At 44.6% G+C, this 15376-nt stretch carries 23 protein-coding genes and 1 tRNA gene; all 24 read right to left on the bottom strand.

Annotated elements, in window-relative coordinates; translation table 11 throughout:
• Positions 1 to 10: 10 nt before the first annotated feature.
• Positions 11 to 631, bottom strand: a complete 621-nt coding sequence (locus tag QSV55_RS06725; protein ID WP_289649586.1) for a helix-hairpin-helix domain-containing protein — start codon at positions 629 to 631, stop codon at positions 11 to 13.
• 66 nt (positions 632 to 697) lie between these two features.
• Positions 698 to 1426, bottom strand: a complete 729-nt coding sequence (locus QSV55_RS06730; protein WP_289649587.1) for a class I SAM-dependent DNA methyltransferase — start codon at positions 1424 to 1426, stop codon at positions 698 to 700.
• The gene (rsfS, locus tag QSV55_RS06735; protein WP_133450795.1) at positions 1423 to 1767 is read right to left on the bottom strand and encodes a ribosome silencing factor; all 345 of its coding nucleotides are present in this window, start codon (positions 1765 to 1767) and stop codon (positions 1423 to 1425) included. Before rsfS ends, QSV55_RS06730 begins: the two co-directional genes overlap by 4 nt.
• 18 nt (positions 1768 to 1785) lie before the next feature.
• The gene (gene yqeK, locus QSV55_RS06740; protein ID WP_133450796.1) at positions 1786 to 2352 is read right to left on the bottom strand and encodes a bis(5'-nucleosyl)-tetraphosphatase (symmetrical) YqeK; all 567 of its coding nucleotides are present in this window, start codon (positions 2350 to 2352) and stop codon (positions 1786 to 1788) included.
• Positions 2330 to 2896, bottom strand: coding sequence for a nicotinate-nucleotide adenylyltransferase (gene nadD / locus QSV55_RS06745; protein WP_289649588.1), 567 nt, complete (start codon positions 2894 to 2896; stop codon positions 2330 to 2332). Before nadD ends, yqeK begins: the two co-directional genes overlap by 23 nt.
• On the bottom strand, positions 2893 to 3186 hold the full coding sequence (gene yhbY / locus QSV55_RS06750; RefSeq protein ID WP_133450798.1) for a ribosome assembly RNA-binding protein YhbY: 294 nt from the start codon (positions 3184 to 3186) through the stop codon (positions 2893 to 2895). The genes nadD and yhbY overlap by 4 nt, the downstream gene beginning before the upstream one ends.
• Before the next feature lie 10 nt (positions 3187 to 3196).
• Positions 3197 to 3982: a shikimate dehydrogenase gene (aroE, locus tag QSV55_RS06755; RefSeq protein WP_289649589.1), complete on the bottom strand. Its 786-nt coding sequence runs from the start codon at positions 3980 to 3982 to the stop codon at positions 3197 to 3199.
• An 8-nt stretch (positions 3983 to 3990) separates the two neighbouring features.
• Positions 3991 to 5088 (bottom strand): ribosome biogenesis GTPase YqeH, encoded by a 1098-nt coding sequence (yqeH, locus tag QSV55_RS06760; RefSeq protein WP_133450799.1) that lies wholly within the window; start codon positions 5086 to 5088, stop codon positions 3991 to 3993.
• A 103-nt stretch (positions 5089 to 5191) separates the two neighbouring features.
• Positions 5192 to 5262: transfer RNA gene (locus QSV55_RS06765), tRNA-Gly, on the bottom strand.
• A gap of 138 nt (positions 5263 to 5400) precedes the next feature.
• Complete coding sequence (locus QSV55_RS06770; protein ID WP_289649590.1) at positions 5401 to 5823, bottom strand: cupin domain-containing protein; 423 nt, start codon at positions 5821 to 5823, stop codon at positions 5401 to 5403.
• A 93-nt stretch (positions 5824 to 5916) separates the two neighbouring features.
• Complete coding sequence (locus QSV55_RS06775; RefSeq protein WP_289649591.1) at positions 5917 to 6402, bottom strand: GNAT family N-acetyltransferase; 486 nt, start codon at positions 6400 to 6402, stop codon at positions 5917 to 5919.
• Positions 6403 to 6459: 57 nt separating this feature from the next.
• Positions 6460 to 7308: a prohibitin family protein gene (locus tag QSV55_RS06780; RefSeq protein WP_289649592.1), complete on the bottom strand. Its 849-nt coding sequence runs from the start codon at positions 7306 to 7308 to the stop codon at positions 6460 to 6462.
• Complete coding sequence (locus QSV55_RS06785) at positions 7244 to 7579, bottom strand: hypothetical protein (protein ID WP_289649593.1); 336 nt, start codon at positions 7577 to 7579, stop codon at positions 7244 to 7246. Before QSV55_RS06785 ends, QSV55_RS06780 begins: the two co-directional genes overlap by 65 nt.
• A gap of 83 nt (positions 7580 to 7662) precedes the next feature.
• Positions 7663 to 8187, bottom strand: a complete 525-nt coding sequence (locus QSV55_RS06790) for a YqeG family HAD IIIA-type phosphatase (RefSeq protein WP_289649594.1) — start codon at positions 8185 to 8187, stop codon at positions 7663 to 7665.
• A gap of 196 nt (positions 8188 to 8383) precedes the next feature.
• Positions 8384 to 9082 carry a 5'-methylthioadenosine/S-adenosylhomocysteine nucleosidase gene (mtnN, locus tag QSV55_RS06795; RefSeq protein WP_289649595.1) on the bottom strand — a complete coding sequence of 233 codons (699 nt, stop codon included), beginning with the start codon at positions 9080 to 9082 and terminating at the stop codon, positions 8384 to 8386.
• A 50-nt stretch (positions 9083 to 9132) separates the two neighbouring features.
• Positions 9133 to 9609, bottom strand: coding sequence for a transcription elongation factor GreA (gene greA / locus QSV55_RS06800; RefSeq protein WP_289649596.1), 477 nt, complete (start codon positions 9607 to 9609; stop codon positions 9133 to 9135).
• A gap of 23 nt (positions 9610 to 9632) precedes the next feature.
• Positions 9633 to 10247 carry a uridine kinase gene (gene udk, locus QSV55_RS06805; protein ID WP_289649597.1) on the bottom strand — a complete coding sequence of 205 codons (615 nt, stop codon included), beginning with the start codon at positions 10245 to 10247 and terminating at the stop codon, positions 9633 to 9635.
• Entirely contained in the window at positions 10247 to 11485 is a 1239-nt protein-coding gene (locus tag QSV55_RS06810; RefSeq protein ID WP_289649598.1) for a peptidase U32 family protein, read from the bottom strand. Before QSV55_RS06810 ends, udk begins: the two co-directional genes overlap by 1 nt.
• Before the next feature lie 11 nt (positions 11486 to 11496).
• Positions 11497 to 12420, bottom strand: coding sequence for a peptidase U32 family protein (locus QSV55_RS06815; RefSeq protein ID WP_133450830.1), 924 nt, complete (start codon positions 12418 to 12420; stop codon positions 11497 to 11499).
• A gap of 1 nt (position 12421) precedes the next feature.
• Entirely contained in the window at positions 12422 to 13048 is a 627-nt protein-coding gene (locus QSV55_RS06820; protein WP_289649599.1) for an O-methyltransferase, read from the bottom strand.
• Positions 13049 to 13153: 105 nt separating this feature from the next.
• Positions 13154 to 14281, bottom strand: a complete 1128-nt coding sequence (gene mltG, locus QSV55_RS06825) for an endolytic transglycosylase MltG (RefSeq protein ID WP_289649600.1) — start codon at positions 14279 to 14281, stop codon at positions 13154 to 13156.
• Positions 14282 to 14296: 15 nt separating this feature from the next.
• A complete protein-coding gene (locus QSV55_RS06830; RefSeq protein WP_133450833.1) occupies positions 14297 to 14623 on the bottom strand; it encodes a DUF1292 domain-containing protein in 327 nt (108 codons plus the stop codon).
• A 12-nt stretch (positions 14624 to 14635) separates the two neighbouring features.
• The gene (gene ruvX, locus QSV55_RS06835; RefSeq protein ID WP_133450834.1) at positions 14636 to 15058 is read right to left on the bottom strand and encodes a Holliday junction resolvase RuvX; all 423 of its coding nucleotides are present in this window, start codon (positions 15056 to 15058) and stop codon (positions 14636 to 14638) included.
• Complete coding sequence (locus tag QSV55_RS06840) at positions 15051 to 15320, bottom strand: IreB family regulatory phosphoprotein (RefSeq protein ID WP_133450835.1); 270 nt, start codon at positions 15318 to 15320, stop codon at positions 15051 to 15053. Before QSV55_RS06840 ends, ruvX begins: the two co-directional genes overlap by 8 nt.
• Positions 15321 to 15376: the final 56 nt, after the last annotated feature.

The raw sequence follows: 15376 nt of genomic DNA on the forward strand, positions 1-15376 counted from the left end.
GCTCTGGCAATCACAATTCGATGAACGGTTCAAGTGTCATATAAGTCTTGTCTCCGATCCCCTTGATCTCCTTCATCTCTTCCTTCGACTTGAAACCCCCATGCTGCTCCCGGTAAAGCAGGATGTCGGCCGCTTTCTTCGGTCCAATGCCCGGGATCTCCTGCAGCTCTGTCTCAGTCGCCTTATTGATATTGATCACCTTGCTCTCAGGGCCTTGACCGCTTCCTGCTTCAGTGTGATACATCGCAAACTTCTCCTCTTTGACCTCACCTTTAAAAGGGACGTAAATCACCATCTGATCCGTCAACAGCATCGACAAGTTCACCGCTTCAAGGTCTGCATTTTCTCTTGGCTGAGCCAGGACGATGACATCGTTGACGCGCTGATTTTCTCGCGAAGGATAGACCCCCGGATGCTTGACCGCCCCTTTTATATCAACGATCAGTTCCTTGTCAGGTTCTTCAGTGGTCACGACTTTTTCGACGGCCGGTTTCTCCTCTGCCAGGGACTCGAGCGGCTCTACCGGTTTCTTAGCGGACGACAGATAGATGAATAGGACCGCTATCAGTATAATGAGGCATATACCCAGCTTCATTTTATGCGTCATCAGCAGTTCATGGATTTTTTCCACAAAAAAACACCTCCCCTTAATAATCGGAGAGATGTCATCATTTTATTTTTTCTGTCACAATAAAAATTATCTTTCACGTTTTTTACGTGCAACATAAAAGATTCTTTCAGCATCATGTGGCACTGCTTCATCCGGCTTAAAGTCCGCAAAGACCTTCTCAACTGTAAAACCATTGTTTTCTAGCAGCGTTCGATAATCTTCCGGCTCAAAGGTCCGCTGATAATGTGATTCATCAAAACGTCGATACTTACCGTCTTCTTCCAGCATGAAGAAACTCATATCGTGATAGACGCTGTGCTCCTCTTCGCCTGGCACTGTCTGCCACAAATAAGTCACACGGTCCGTCTCATCACTGTAAGTCTGTCCGTTGAACAGATGAGTCATCTTCCAGACCGAATGGACATCAAAGAGAAATACACCGTCTTCCTCAAGATGGTTATAGAGCCGGCTGAAAAGTACATTCAGCTCTTCTTCCGCTGTGACATAATTCAGGCTGTCGCAGAAACAGGTGATGACGTCAAACGTCCGGTCCAGTTCAAGTGCTGTCATATCCTGCACCAGCCACTGAATGGATGGGTCTTTAGTCTGAGCCACTGTCAACATGTCCTCACTCAGATCCACACCGACACGTTCCAGCTGTTTCGGCAGCAGTGTCGTAAAAGAACCCGTGCCACATGCAAGGTCAAGTATGGAATGCTTTCCCTTCAGATAAGGGGCTGTCACCTCAAGCCACTGGTCATACGGCTGGTCATACATCAGTTCATCATAGAGAACTGCAAATGCCTCGTATGTCATGCTTCGTAGGTGATGAACTCTGCATCACGATACAGACGCTCCAAGTTATAATAGCTTCGTTCATCGCGGTGGAAGATATGGACTACGACATCATCCAGGTCTACAAGTATCCACTGCGCCTCGTTGAAGCCTTCAAGCTTGCCTACCTCAATCCCTGCTTTTTCTGCCTGTTCCTTCACTTCTCTTGCAATCGCCTGTACCTGGCGGTCAGAATTGGCATGACAGATGACGTAGTAATCAGTGATGCCACTGATCTCCTTGACATCAATACCGATGATTTCCTCTGCCTTTTTATCGTCACACGCTTTAAATGCGAGTTCAAGTAATTGTTTTGAATCCATTCAATCCATCCTTTTAAGTTATTTTTCGAGGTTATAGTAATTCAGGCAATCTATCGTCAGCGGATAGATCACGTGATCGGCTTCCGCCAAATATAAGACTGTTCGTTTTGAGATTTCATAGATTGCTTTATCAAGTTTCTGCTCATCAAAGATCATCTTTCTGATGTCATCAACGCCGGGCTGTGTCCGCCCCGGTTCGATATAATCAGCCACAAAAATGATTTTTTCACTGAGCGTCATATGAGGACGTCCAGTCGTATGATGATAGATGGCAAGATAAATCTCTTCGTCCTCTATCCCAAATTCATTTTTCATAATCGCTGCGCCGACCGGTCCATGCAGAATCTCGGAATTATAGGCTAAAAGTGTATTATCAAGCTCATACTTCGTCACTTTCTGATATAGCTTTGACAGCTCATCATATTTTGCATAGTCGTGCAGAATACCTGCAATTTCAACCCGTTCAGCATCACCGCCAAAAATTCCAGCCATCTTCACGGCTGTTTCAGCGACTCGCAGGGAATGCTCAAAACGTTTTTTCGGCAATTTTTCTTCAACTATTTTAATCGCTTTTTTCTTTTTCATAGATACGTTCCTTTCGCACATACGACTCAATGTCTTCAGTGAGCCAGAACTTCACGGTCTTACCTGCAGCAAGACGCGTTCTGATCTCGGTAGAGCTGACATCAATTCGCGGAATATGGAAGCTCACTGCCTCTTCGACCTGCTGATACTCAACTGAACGATTCACCACTATAAATGTGCACATCTGATGCAGTTCATCTATGCGGTACCAGTTGTGCAGCTGATCGTACTGATCAGTGCCGATGACGACATAGATATCCGGATCACTTTCTGCCAGATACTTTACAGTATCATACGTATAGCTCTGCCCTCTGCGCTCCAGCTCGAATGTCGACACCTCGCCAAATCCCAGTTCAGCGATGCCAAGGGTCAGCATCTTCAGTCTCTCCTCGTCTGTCGCAACAGCATGCCGTGATTTCAACGGACTGTGCGCGGCCGGCATAAAAATAAACCGGTCTGGCCTGAAGGCCGCATGCACCTCATTCGCCACCACGAGATGACCGATGTGCAGAGGGTCGAACGTCCCGCCGTACAGTATGATCATCGCGGCAGTTCAATTTTCTTATGGTTTTTAGAAGGCTTATACAGAATAATCGTCGAACCGATCAACTGGACGAGGTCGCCGTGTACGCGGCGCGCCACCTCTTCAGCCAGCTCCTCTTTTTCATCATCATTATTCTGAAGAATGCTGACTTTAATCAACTCTCTCTTCTCCAGCACTTCGTTCAGCTGTTCAATCAGATTGTCATTGATGCCTCCTTTACCGATCTGGAAGATCGGATCAAGATGGTGGGCTTCTCCGCGTAAATAACGTTTTTGTTTACCTGTTAACATATCGTTCCTCCTATAAATGATTCTTCACACATTCGGTCATAGCCGCTCGATCTGCTTCTAGACCTGTCCAGATTTTAAAGCTCTGTGCGCCCTGGTTGACGAACATCCCCATTCCATTGATCGTGGTCAGCCCGAGACTGTCAGCGAGCGCGAGAAAAGGCGTCTTGCTCGGTGTATAGATGATGTCTGCAACCACTGCATCCGGATGCACTGAACTGAAGTCGTAAAGCACCTCATCTTTAAAGCCGGTCATGCCGACCGGTGTGGTATTGACCAGTAAATCCGTTCGGTCTGCATATCGCTCAATATCCTGCAATGTGATCTTGTTTACATCAAACGGCCAGTCATCCAGACGTTCAGGGCTGCGGTTGGCAACAGTGACCTCCGCTCCTCTGGCCGCAAATCCTTGAGCGATCGCTCTGCTGGCGCCTCCCGCTCCGATCAACAGGACATGGCGGTAATCATGTAGCGGCAGACTTTCAATAAAGCCGGATGCGTCTGTATTGTAGCCTGTCCACTTATCCCCGGTAATTTTGACAGTATTGACGGCACCCATTTTCAGCGCATCAGCATCTACTTCATCCAGATAATCCATGATAGCGGTCTTGAACGGGATTGTCACATTAAAACCATCCATCTCCTTAGCCGTCATGATATCACGGATGTGATGGAAATGATTCGGATGGATATCGAGTGCCAGATAGGAATAATCGAGTCCAAGTGACCTGAAATTAGCATGATGCATCACAGGGGATAAGGAATGGCTGATCGGGTGGCCGATAACGGCAAAATTCATCATCATCCCTATAAGATGCTCGGTCTTAAATAGACATCCACTTGTTTAGGGGCATAAACTTCAAGCACGGCCCCTTCTTCAACAGTGATAAAACCGAGTCCTGATATGATGATATCCTGCTTCTGCTCTTTCACAGATAATGTATGTCTTTTAAGGTTGTTAAAATCAAATGTCTTGTTTCCTGGCGGTGTCAAAAGCTCCCCTATCTGACGATGCCATAGATCTTCTGCATTCACACGCTTCGTCCGGTGAATATTCAGACGATTGGAGACAAAACAATTCAAGCTGCGTCTGCCACCCGACACATAATCCACGCGTACTAAACCACCCAGGAAGAGGGTCTGCCCTTCATTCAGCTGGAAGTTACGCGGCTTGATCTCTTCTTTTGGCATGATGACCTTTAATTCGTCGTCAGTAACGTAATGCGTCATCTGGTGAGACTGTATGATACCCGGTGTATCATACATAAACGTACCATCACCTAGAGGGATATCGATTAAATCAAGTGTCGTACCCGGAAAATGTGAAGTCGTAATGACATTTTTCTCACCGATACTGCGTTCAATCAGCTTATTGATCAGTGTTGATTTGCCGACGTTTGTCGTTCCGACGATATAGACATCCTGGCCGTTACGCTCCTCTTCAATCACTTGAAGCAGTTCATCTATGCCATGGTTCTTCTCAGCCGAAATCAGCACCACTGCATCCGGCTTCATACCCAGTTCTTTTGCCAGGTGTTTGATCCAGTTCTCTACACGCTTCTTATTGATCAGCTTAGGCAGTAAATCGATCTTGTTGGCCGCCAGAATGACTTTTTTCTGCCCGACAATACGTTTCAAGCCGCTGATCCATGACCCTTGAAAATCAAAGACATCAATGACATTGACGATGATACCTTCACGGTCACTGAGGGCATTCAGCATCGTCAGAAAGTCGTCACTCGACATATTGACATCTTGAATCTCGTTGTAATGCTTCAGTCTGAAGCAGCGCCTGCAGATGACATCCTCTTTATTGAGACTAGATTTCGGCACATAGCCCGCCTGATTCGGATCTTCACTCTGAAGAACAGCGCCGCAGCCGATACATCTTAATTCGTTAGACAAATATGTTTCCTCCTAAAGTTATGTTTATCCATCCCTATTTTAGCACATTTCTATTTGAATCAAAAAATTGACATAAAAAAAGTCCCAGTAGCCCGGGACGGTAAGCGGATGACTGGAATTGAACCAATGACTCCAGCCAGGAAGGCTGGTATTATAACATTTAACTACATCCGCATATATAATTCTGATGAACACTTTATCTATATTATCATGGTTAAAATATTTATGCAACATAAAAATGCATTTTTTATCACTTTGATTTCTGGAAGACCATAAAAAAAATATTAGACAGACTCATGAGTCTGTCTAAAATCACTGTTCATTTGGATCGTTTTCAGCATCTTCATGTGTTTTATGGACAGTACCAGGTTCATGGTCAGGCCCTGCATAAATAGAATAAAGTTTAATCGGTTCGTCACCTTTATTCGTCACATTATGCCACGTATCAGCAGGCACAATAATGATATCATCTGCCTTCACTTCACGCTCAAAGTTCAGGTTGTCTTCACTTGGTCCCATCTGACATAGACCTTCCCCTTGCTCAATTCTCAAGAACTGTTCAATACCATGATGAATCTCAAGCCCGATATCATCGCCAGGTTGAATCGTCATCAATGTGACCTGAAGTTTATCTCCCGTCCAGATAGTCGTACGGAAGTTGTCATTTTCAAGTGTCATACCTTCAATGTTCTCAACTACAGGCTGTTTGCCGTGGTCTTTAAAATCATAAGCCATCTCTAAACCCTCCTATAAAATAATATACATTTACTTCTACCCTTAAATATCAAAGATAACTATCAATCGATGACAAAAGAGTGACTAATGAGCCTAAATTCTATAGCCAAGTATAGTTAAAGAATAGGCTTTATCATCCATATAAGCGACATCCGGCAGCTGCCCGTATGTCGTGAAGCCGTTCTTCTCAAAGAGACGTATGGAGGGTATATTATGGCTGAAGATAAAGGCAAGCAGTGTTCTCAGCTCCAGCTCTTCAGCCCGTCTCTTCAGTTCATCTAGAGCATACTGGCCGATTCCCTGTCCGCGGTGATGCTCATCAATATAGATGCTTACCTCTAGCGTCTGATCGTAGGCGGCACGCGCATAAAATGTACTGAAGCTCATCCAGCCCACCACTTCATCACCTTTCTCAATCACATAGAGCGGTTTAGCATCATGGTGGTCGTGAAACCACCCCACTCTACTTTCCACTGACACAGGCTCCACGTCTGCTGTCACCATGCGGCTTGCTATTGTGGAGTTGTATATTTCGATAATTCTATCCAGGTCTTGAAGTTCTGCCTGTCTCGTTTTCATAAGATGCCTCCACTTTTTTCTTAATCTTAACACAAAAATAGGACTGCAGATGCAGTCCTATTTATTGACATCCACAATGACCCCTTCACCGCCGATAGTAATCGGCTGCTTACCGTCCCATTTATCGATCATCTGCTTTTTGATGATCTTATCTGTCAGTGATTTATCCAGGATTTCATTCGCTTCCGCCTGACCCTTTGCTTCAATCTTCTTCTTCGCCGCATTCTGCTCAGCAATAGCGCGGTCAGTCTTCGCACGCTCCAGTTCCTGGTTCGCTTTTACCCGTTCATCAATGGCAGCTTGCGTCGCCGCATCTGCCTTCGGACTTGAGATAGCGATATCTTCAACGATAAATCCTTGGTCTGTCAGGTTGTTCTGCAGTTCATCTAGTGTTGCCTTCTTGATTTCACTGGTTTTGACACCAAATGTCTCAATCACGGAATATTTGGCGACAGATTGACGCAGACCGTCCAGTACACGTGTCCGCAGGAAGCCATTCTCCAGCCCTTCAATATCCGCATTACCGAATTTATTGAAAATCTTGACGACTTTAGTCGGGTCCACGTGATAGTTGATACTGATATCCATATCCAGGTTCTTGCCGTCTGATGTCGCGACGTTCAGATTCTGATATTCCTTCGTCTGTGTACGGATCGGATAATGGACAGCCTTGTCTAACGGCGAAATAATGTGCCAGCCGGCTGGTTTAGTCTGATCCTTCACCCCTGTTACCGAGTAGATGACGGCCTGATAACCTTGTGGCACCTTTTCGATGCACATGAACAGGATAAGGGCACCTAACAGCAGTAATGTGCCGATAATAGTGGTCAGCAGTAAAGATTTACGGTTGATCGGTCTTTTCGCGGGTCTGACGGTCTTCACTTTCGATGTGCTTGATGAGTTCATTAACTTCCTCCAATTCTTCGGTCAGCTGCCTGATTTCCTGCTGTGACTGAAAGTGCTTGCTTCTGATCTGAATGGCATGAATGAGACGCTCTCGTTCTTCTTCCAGTCTGACGAGTTCCAGTTCTTCTTCATACTGCCTGTGCTTGGTTAAGCGCTTCTCGTCATTCACTTCACTTCTGAATGACAGATAATCATAGAAACGGGACAATACAAAGTAGAGAATCACCGCAAAGATAATCAGGATGATGAAGCCGATTAAGAAATAACGCATAAAATCCCTCCATTCCATGCTTGCTACCATTATAACATGACTATATGTAAATAAATGCAAAAAAACCATGACAATGTCATGGTCTACTCTTCCCAGTCGATATAACCCTTCCGTTTGAAATAGGCGAGGAAGCGTCTCTCCATCATGCGGTTGACGCGTGTCTTCCATTCGTCATTTGATTTGACCGGTACCACCATGATTGAATAAAAGCCGTTGGAATTCGCTGCCAGCACATCAGTCATCATCTGGTCACCGATAACCACTGTCTCATCCGGTGTCACTTCCATTGCTTTGACCGCTTTTTTGAACGCCTGCCCCATCGGTTTTCGGGCATTAAAAATATAGTCTACCTTCAGCGGCGTCGCAAATGCAGCGACGCGGGTCTCCTTATTATTGGAGACGATTGTAATCTTGATACCCGCTTTTGCCATCTGATTGAACCAGGCGATGACTTCTTCTGTCGCCAGTTCGACATCCCAGCCGACTAACGTATTGTCCAGGTCTGTGATGATTGCTTTAACACCCCGGGCCTTCAGATCTTCCGGCTTGATCTCAAAGATATTCTTCACGTATTGGCTGGGCATTAAATATTTTTTCAGTATACTCACTGTTTTCACCTCAATTCATTCATACCTTAATTCCACCATAATAAAACCCCCATTCTCTTGGAACTGGGGGTCCATGCTATTCGATGATTTCTTTGTCGCCGTAATCGACTTCTGTTTCACTGTAAATGATGAAGCCGATGATCGCAGTTGCAATCACTGATAATGCCATGATGAAGATCATGTCAACGCCTCCTAACTACTTTGTCGCAGCAAATGTCTCTATTAATGATTTTACAATTTTACTGGACGATACGCAAGCGACTTTCAGGAACTCTTCGAATGTCATCCCTGCTTCTCCGTTCGCCAAATCTGAGACGGCACGCGTGATAATGAAAGGCGTCTGGTACTGATAGGCGACTTGTGCCACTGCCGCTGCTTCCATTTCAACAGCGAGCACATCAGGGAAGTTCTCGATAATCTTCTGTTTCTTCTCCAATGAACCGATAAAGCTGTCGCCAGAAACGATCAACCCGATATGAGCATGCAGATCGTTATGCTGGATCGCTTCTTCTGTCAGGGATATCAGCTTCTTGTCTGCCGCATAAGTCTTTGGCATACCCGGCACTTGTCCTAGCACATAACCAAATTCTGTCGCATCTACATCGTGATGCAGGACCTCACGGCTGACAACGATATCACCTACACTCAGTCCCTGGCCAAGCCCGCCAGCAGAACCTGTGTTGATAATGGCTTCCGGCTGATAATGTTCGATAAGAAGAGCCGTCGTCAATGCGGCGTTCACCTTACCGATCCCACTCTGCATCAGGACCACTTCATAACCGTACAGACTGCCTGTATAAACTTCGACATGCGCATGTTTTTTCACTTCAAGATGCTCGATGTCATTCTTCAGGATTTCGACTTCCTCCTGCATTGCACCTATAATTCCAAGCATGATTTTCCTCCTCAAATAAAAAGTAGATTCCTAAAGAATCTACTTGAATTTTAGCTGATTTCGACGATTTTAACACGCATTTCATTACCGTTCGGTAACGGTACGTTCACTTCGTCATTCACTTTTTTGCCGATCAATGCTTTAGCGATCGGTGATTCATTTGAAATCTTGCCTTCAAATGGATCCGCTTCTGCAGAACCGACGATCATATATGATTCTTCATCGCCGTCCGGCACTTCCACGAATTTCACTGTGCGGCCGATCTGTACTTCTGATTTTGAACCGTCATCAGAAATGATTTTAGCGTGACGGAGCATCATCTCAATCTTAACGATCTCCTGTTCAACGAAGCCCTGCTCGTCTTTTGCAGCATCGTACTCAGAGTTCTCTGATAAGTCGCCGAAGCTGCGTGCCACTTTAATTTTCTCTACTACTTCAGGACGTTTAACCGTCTTTAAGTGCTCTAATTCTTCTTCAAGCTTGTTATAACCTTCTTGAGTCATCGGATATTCTTTTTGGATTTCCATTACTGTTCCTTCTTTCTGTGACCTTAATTTCTGATCAATGATTGTATTTTAGTTGTCATGATATCAATGGCGACTTCATTGCTGCCACCTTCAGGAATAATGATATCGGCATATTTCTTTGTAGGTTCAATAAACTGATTGTGCATCGGACGGACAACCGTTAAATACTGCTCGATAACGGATTCCATTGTGCGACCACGCTCTTCTATATCTCTCATCATTCTTCGTAATATACGAAGATCTGCATCTGTATCTACAAATATTTTTACGTCCATCAAGTCTCGCAGCTCCTGGTTCTCCAGTGCGAAAATTCCTTCTACTATAATAACATCTTTCGGTTCAAATGTAATCGTTTTCTCGCTTCTTGTATGGATGGTGTAATCATATGTCGGCACTTTGACGGTCTTGCCGTCCCGCAGGTCGGTCAAATTCTGGATGAGTAAATCATTATCAAAAGCAAATGGATGATCATAGTTGGTCTTCAGTCTCTCCTCGAAACTGAGATGAGTCTGATCTTTATAATAATAATCCTGTTCAATTAAAGCAACGCTGTAACCTTCCAGGTTCTTTAATATTTTAGAGGTTACGGAGGTCTTTCCGGACCCCGAACCACCTGCAATTCCAATGATAGTAGTCATCAAGCCATTTCCTTCCGCATCATATTATTTTTGTATACCGGATGGTCCACCTTAATCTGTACAAGCTGAAGTGGATGACGCGCAGCATCAAGCGCAGTGCCTTCTTCATCGTAGATCGCTGTGATCACTTGCTTGAAGTTGTCAATTTCAGGTCCGAAGAATTCGATTTCCATTCCCGGCTTGAAGTTGTTACGCTGCTGTATCGTTGCCATCTGAGTCTTTTCATCATAGTCTAACACTAATCCACAGAAATCAAAAGGCGTTTTCTTAGATTGCTCATGCCCGAACATCTGCTCCTCGTAGCCAGGCACCCCTTCAAAGAAGGCAGGGGCCGTATCGCGGTTTGCACATTTGCCCAGTTCAATGATCCACTCAGGATCGATTTTGAAGTTCTCCGGATCAGCACAGTAGGCATCGATGACTTTACGATAGACAGAGACGACTGTCGCGATGTAATGAATCGACTTCATCCGCCCTTCAATCTTCAGCGAGTCTATACCGATATCAATCATGCTTGGAATGGATTCAATCAGCTTCAGATCTTTCGGACTCATCGCAAATGGTGTCACATCTTCACCTTCAAAGACTACATCCAGTTCATCATTGTCCACCGTAAGCAGGTCATAATCCCAGCGGCAGCTCTGACAGCAGCCGCCGCGGTTAGAGTCACGGGCTGTCATATGGTTACTTAAAGTACAGCGTCCTGAATAGGCGATACACATCGCACCATGAACAAAGGCCTCAATTTCAATATCCACTTTTTCCTTCATCAGACGCATTTCCTCTGCGCCGGTTTCACGTGCCAGCACCACACGTTCTAAGCCTTCATTTTTCCAGTACTCCACTGCTTTCCAGTTTGAGAGCGACTGCTGCGTACTTAAATGAATTTCAAGCTTCGGTGCCACTCGTTTACATGTCTCAATAATAAGCGGATCCGCTACAATGATACCTGTTGCGCCCGTTGCTTCCAGCTGACGCAGATAATCATCGAGCCCTTCTATATTTTCATCATGGGCAATGATGTTCGTTGTGACATAGATTTTTGCGCCGTACTTCTTAGCGAAGTCGACACCTTCCTTAATCTCATCCATCGTGAAATTATCAGCATTTGAACGGAGTCCATATTCCTGTCCGCCCAGGAAAACAGCATCTGCACCGTAATGAACGGCAATCTTCAGTTTCTCAAGGTTGCCGGCAGGTGCCAACAGTTCCGGTTTCTTTAATATTGTTTTAGTCATACTATCATCCCTTAATATACAGTTTGTTTATAGAGGAAGCCTTGATCTAGCGGGCGATGCTCCGGCTGGATATCTTCAATCGCTTCCATCATATCGAATTTTTCATCGTCGTAAAGGTCGGGGTCCTCATGGTAAAGATCAATGGCTTTACGGTATTGTCGCGTTACTTCTGTGATATAGTCAGCGGAATGCAGGACACCATCTATTTTAAAGCTGTCAATCCCTGCCTCAAACAGTTCTTCCAGCTCTTCTATCACGCAGATGTCATTCGGACTCATGATATGTGTGCCGTTGTAATCTTCATAGATAGGATATTTGTTGTTACGTTCCTCATCATAGAGCAGCATATTCTTGGCATCCTGACGGTTCTCAATCTTCATCGCTTTATCCATGTAGAGGAAATAATTACCGAGCAGCTGACGCTTCGACTGGAACATACAAGTCATGCCATGGACCTGGACTTCGATCTCGACATGTGTGTTTTCCTTGATCTCGATCACTTCTTCCATGCTCAGTTCGCGAGCAAGAACCGCCCGCACAGCACCGCGCTCACCCCAGTAGTTACATTGGAACTGGTTGGTCACCAGTGTTTCCTGGTTCCAGTGCAGCGGAATCGGATTTTCCTGCTCTTTCACATACATCACAACAGCAGGGTCGCCGAAAAGAATGCGATCCGGCCGTACTTCATGCAGCCAGTTGATATAGTCTTCTACAGCATCTAAATGCTCATTGTGAAAAAGTCCGTTGACTGCCACGTAAGCTTTCTTATCTGCTGCGTGAATCATGTCGATGGCCTGCACAAGGGATTCACGGTTGAATTCTCCTGCTAAACGGAGCCCAAACTGCGCTTCACCGATGACAAAGGCATCGGCACCTGCTTCCAGCAGTTCTTCAATATGTTCGAGTGACGTAGGGGTTACCAATAATTCAGTCATATTACCTCTCCTTTATAGAGATGCTCATGCCATCTCCTAAATCTATGAAATTCGTTGTATAGTCTGTCTGTTCTTTCAGCCAGTCATTATATTTCTCAATTTTTCTGACCATCTGTTTGACGTTACGGCTGCGGACAATTTCGATATTGCCGACAAAATCGTGATAAAGAATATTGTCAGTAATGATGAGTCCACCTTTTTTAACGAGCGGGCTATAGAGTTCAAAGAATCTCTTCGACTGCGCTTTCGCCGCATCGATAAACAATATATCATATTCCCGGTCGTTTACTTTTTCAAATGCCTCAGCCGCGTCTGCAAATATCAGTCTGACCTGCTTCTCATAGTTAAAATGCTTGACGTTCTGAACCGCTAAATCATACATTTCAGGATTCCGCTCGATCGTCGTGACATGCATCTGATTATCGACCGATGCGAAGTGCATGCCGCTGTATGCGATGGCTGTGCCGATTTCCAGTACGCTTTCTGCCTTGTGAATTCTCATCAGCTGTTTGACCATCTCAAGTGCGACCTTGTCCATGATAGGTACAGCGTTCTCTTCAGCATATTCCCGTAACCGGTCTAAAGAACTGACCGCGTTCAGCTGCGTAATATATTCTCTATTATCCATTTTATTCAATCCTTTAACAGAAAAACTACCAACCCGAGGGTTGGTAGAGTTCATCAATCATTCAGATTATTGTAGCACATTTCAGGGGATTTATTAAGCTAAAAATTAAAATCCGATGTATTTCGCTTTATTCGCATTATGCTCTTCCAGTGTTTTTGCAAAGTAGTTTTTACCGTTCTTATCAGCGAGGAAGTACAGATAATCTGTATGAGCCGGATTAAGTGCGCTTTCCATTGACTCAGTGCCGCTCGCTGCAATAGGGCCGGGCGGCAGACCGACGTTCTGATAAGTATTGTATGGATCATCTACTTTTGTATCCTGCTCATAAGTGACGTCTTTATGACGGCCAAGTGCATAGAGAACAGTCGGATCGGTCTGCAGAGGCATCTCAGGATTCTCTTCCATACGGTTGATGAATACCGAAGCAATCTTTGCACGATCAGTCAGCCCGGATGCTTCACGTTCAATCAATGAACTGAATGTCAGGAACTCATGGAAGGTCATCCGTTTTTCCTGTCCTGCTTCATTGATCAAGACACCGCCGTATTTATCCCATAACGGGAAGGCATTGTCTTCCGTTGCAGTCAGCATCTTATCTACAATCTGCTCAACTGTCGGATTCTCTTCCGTGAAATCATAGGTCGCCGGGAACAGGTAACCTTCAAGCGGATGTTTGATTTCTTTGTTATAGACCTCTTTTGTAATGAGCTTAGGGTGTTTTTTCTGCATTTTTTTCACGAATGCAGGGTCGTCAATTTGTTTCGTGAACTCCGCTGCTGTGATTGAAGTATTTTTTTCTACGATTTTACCTATTTCATCTAAAGTGATCCCTTCCGGAAAACCGATTTTGAATAGGACCGGCAGATACACCTCGCCTTTTTGCAGGCTTTTAGAAATCTGTTCAAATGTCATAGAAGGAGAAAGTTCATACTTCCCTGCCTTAAAGTCAGAGATATTGTTGAATTTCAGATAATACTTAAACATCGTGCTGTTCTTGATAATATGATTTGCTTCTAGTTTCTCACCAATTGCTGTTGCAGATTCGCCAGGCAGTATTTCAATTTTGGTCACTGCTTTGTTATTCGGGTCCAACGGTTTCTGGCTGGATGTGAAATAGAACAATCCAGCAATACCAGCAATAATAATTCCCAGTAGGAAAAGTCCGATGATGATCGCTGAAGCGAATCTCGATACGGATGCCGTGTCACGTATCTCTTTATTTCGCTTACTCATAGATTCACCTTATCCTTAGAAATTTTCCTCATCGATTTCAGTGTTGACGATTTCTTCAATCATATCCCACTCTTCATCTGTTTCAACCGGTAAGAAACGGCCGCCGTCACCTTCTTCATTAGGGACGTTAATCATCGGAATAAGTTCAATTTCTTCATCATCTGAAGCGCCTTCTTCCGCTAAAATCACATAGTTTTTATCGAACTGCGGATTATAGAACTCCAGCACTTTGCGGTAAAGTACTTCGTTGTTATCTTCATCATATAACGTTAAGAGCTCTTCCTCGTTGTTGATATCCAATGTTTCTTGTACTTCTTCATTTTCATTTTTAAATTCAGTCATAGTCATTCTCCTTTAGGATTTAGAATTAAGATAGCCTTGCAGAATAAAGACCGCTGCCATCTTATCAATAACAGCCTTACGTTTCTTACGTGAGACATCTGCTTCAAGCAAGGTGCGTTCAGCCCCGACAGTCGATAATCGTTCATCCCACATGACGATTTCGAGATGCGGACACGCTTCCTTCAACATTTGACTGTACTGAAGAGAAGCTTCGCCGCGCGGACCAATTGAATTGTTCATATTTTTCGGCAGTCCGATGACCGCCACAGATACTTGATGCTCTTCAATAATCTCCTTCAGCCTGTCAATGCCGAAAATACCTGCGTCTTCATTGATTCGCAAAGTTTCCAGTCCCTGTGCCGTCCACCCCATCGCATCACTCAATGCGATGCCGACCGTCTTGGAGCCTACATCGAGGCCTATTACCTTATTCATGTGACGCTGTTTCTGACTCGATATAATGCTTCACCAGCTGCTCCATGATGTCATCTCTATCCAGTCTTCTGATTTGGTTACGCGCCTCATTATGTCTTGGAATATAGGCGGGATCACCTGATAAGAGGTAGCCGACAATTTGATTGATCGGGCTGTAACCTCTTTCTTCCAAAGTATGATAAACATTCAGAAGGACGGTACGTACTTCTTCTTTCGGTAATTCTTCAATGTCGAATTTCATCGTCTTATCAAAGTTTTCCACTAAGTTACACCCCTTCACATTACATTTGTTCACATTGTATCATATCTTAAATGTTC

This window comes from Macrococcus bovicus (assembly GCF_030376725.1).
Lineage (GTDB): Bacteria > Bacillota > Bacilli > Staphylococcales > Staphylococcaceae > Macrococcus > Macrococcus bovicus.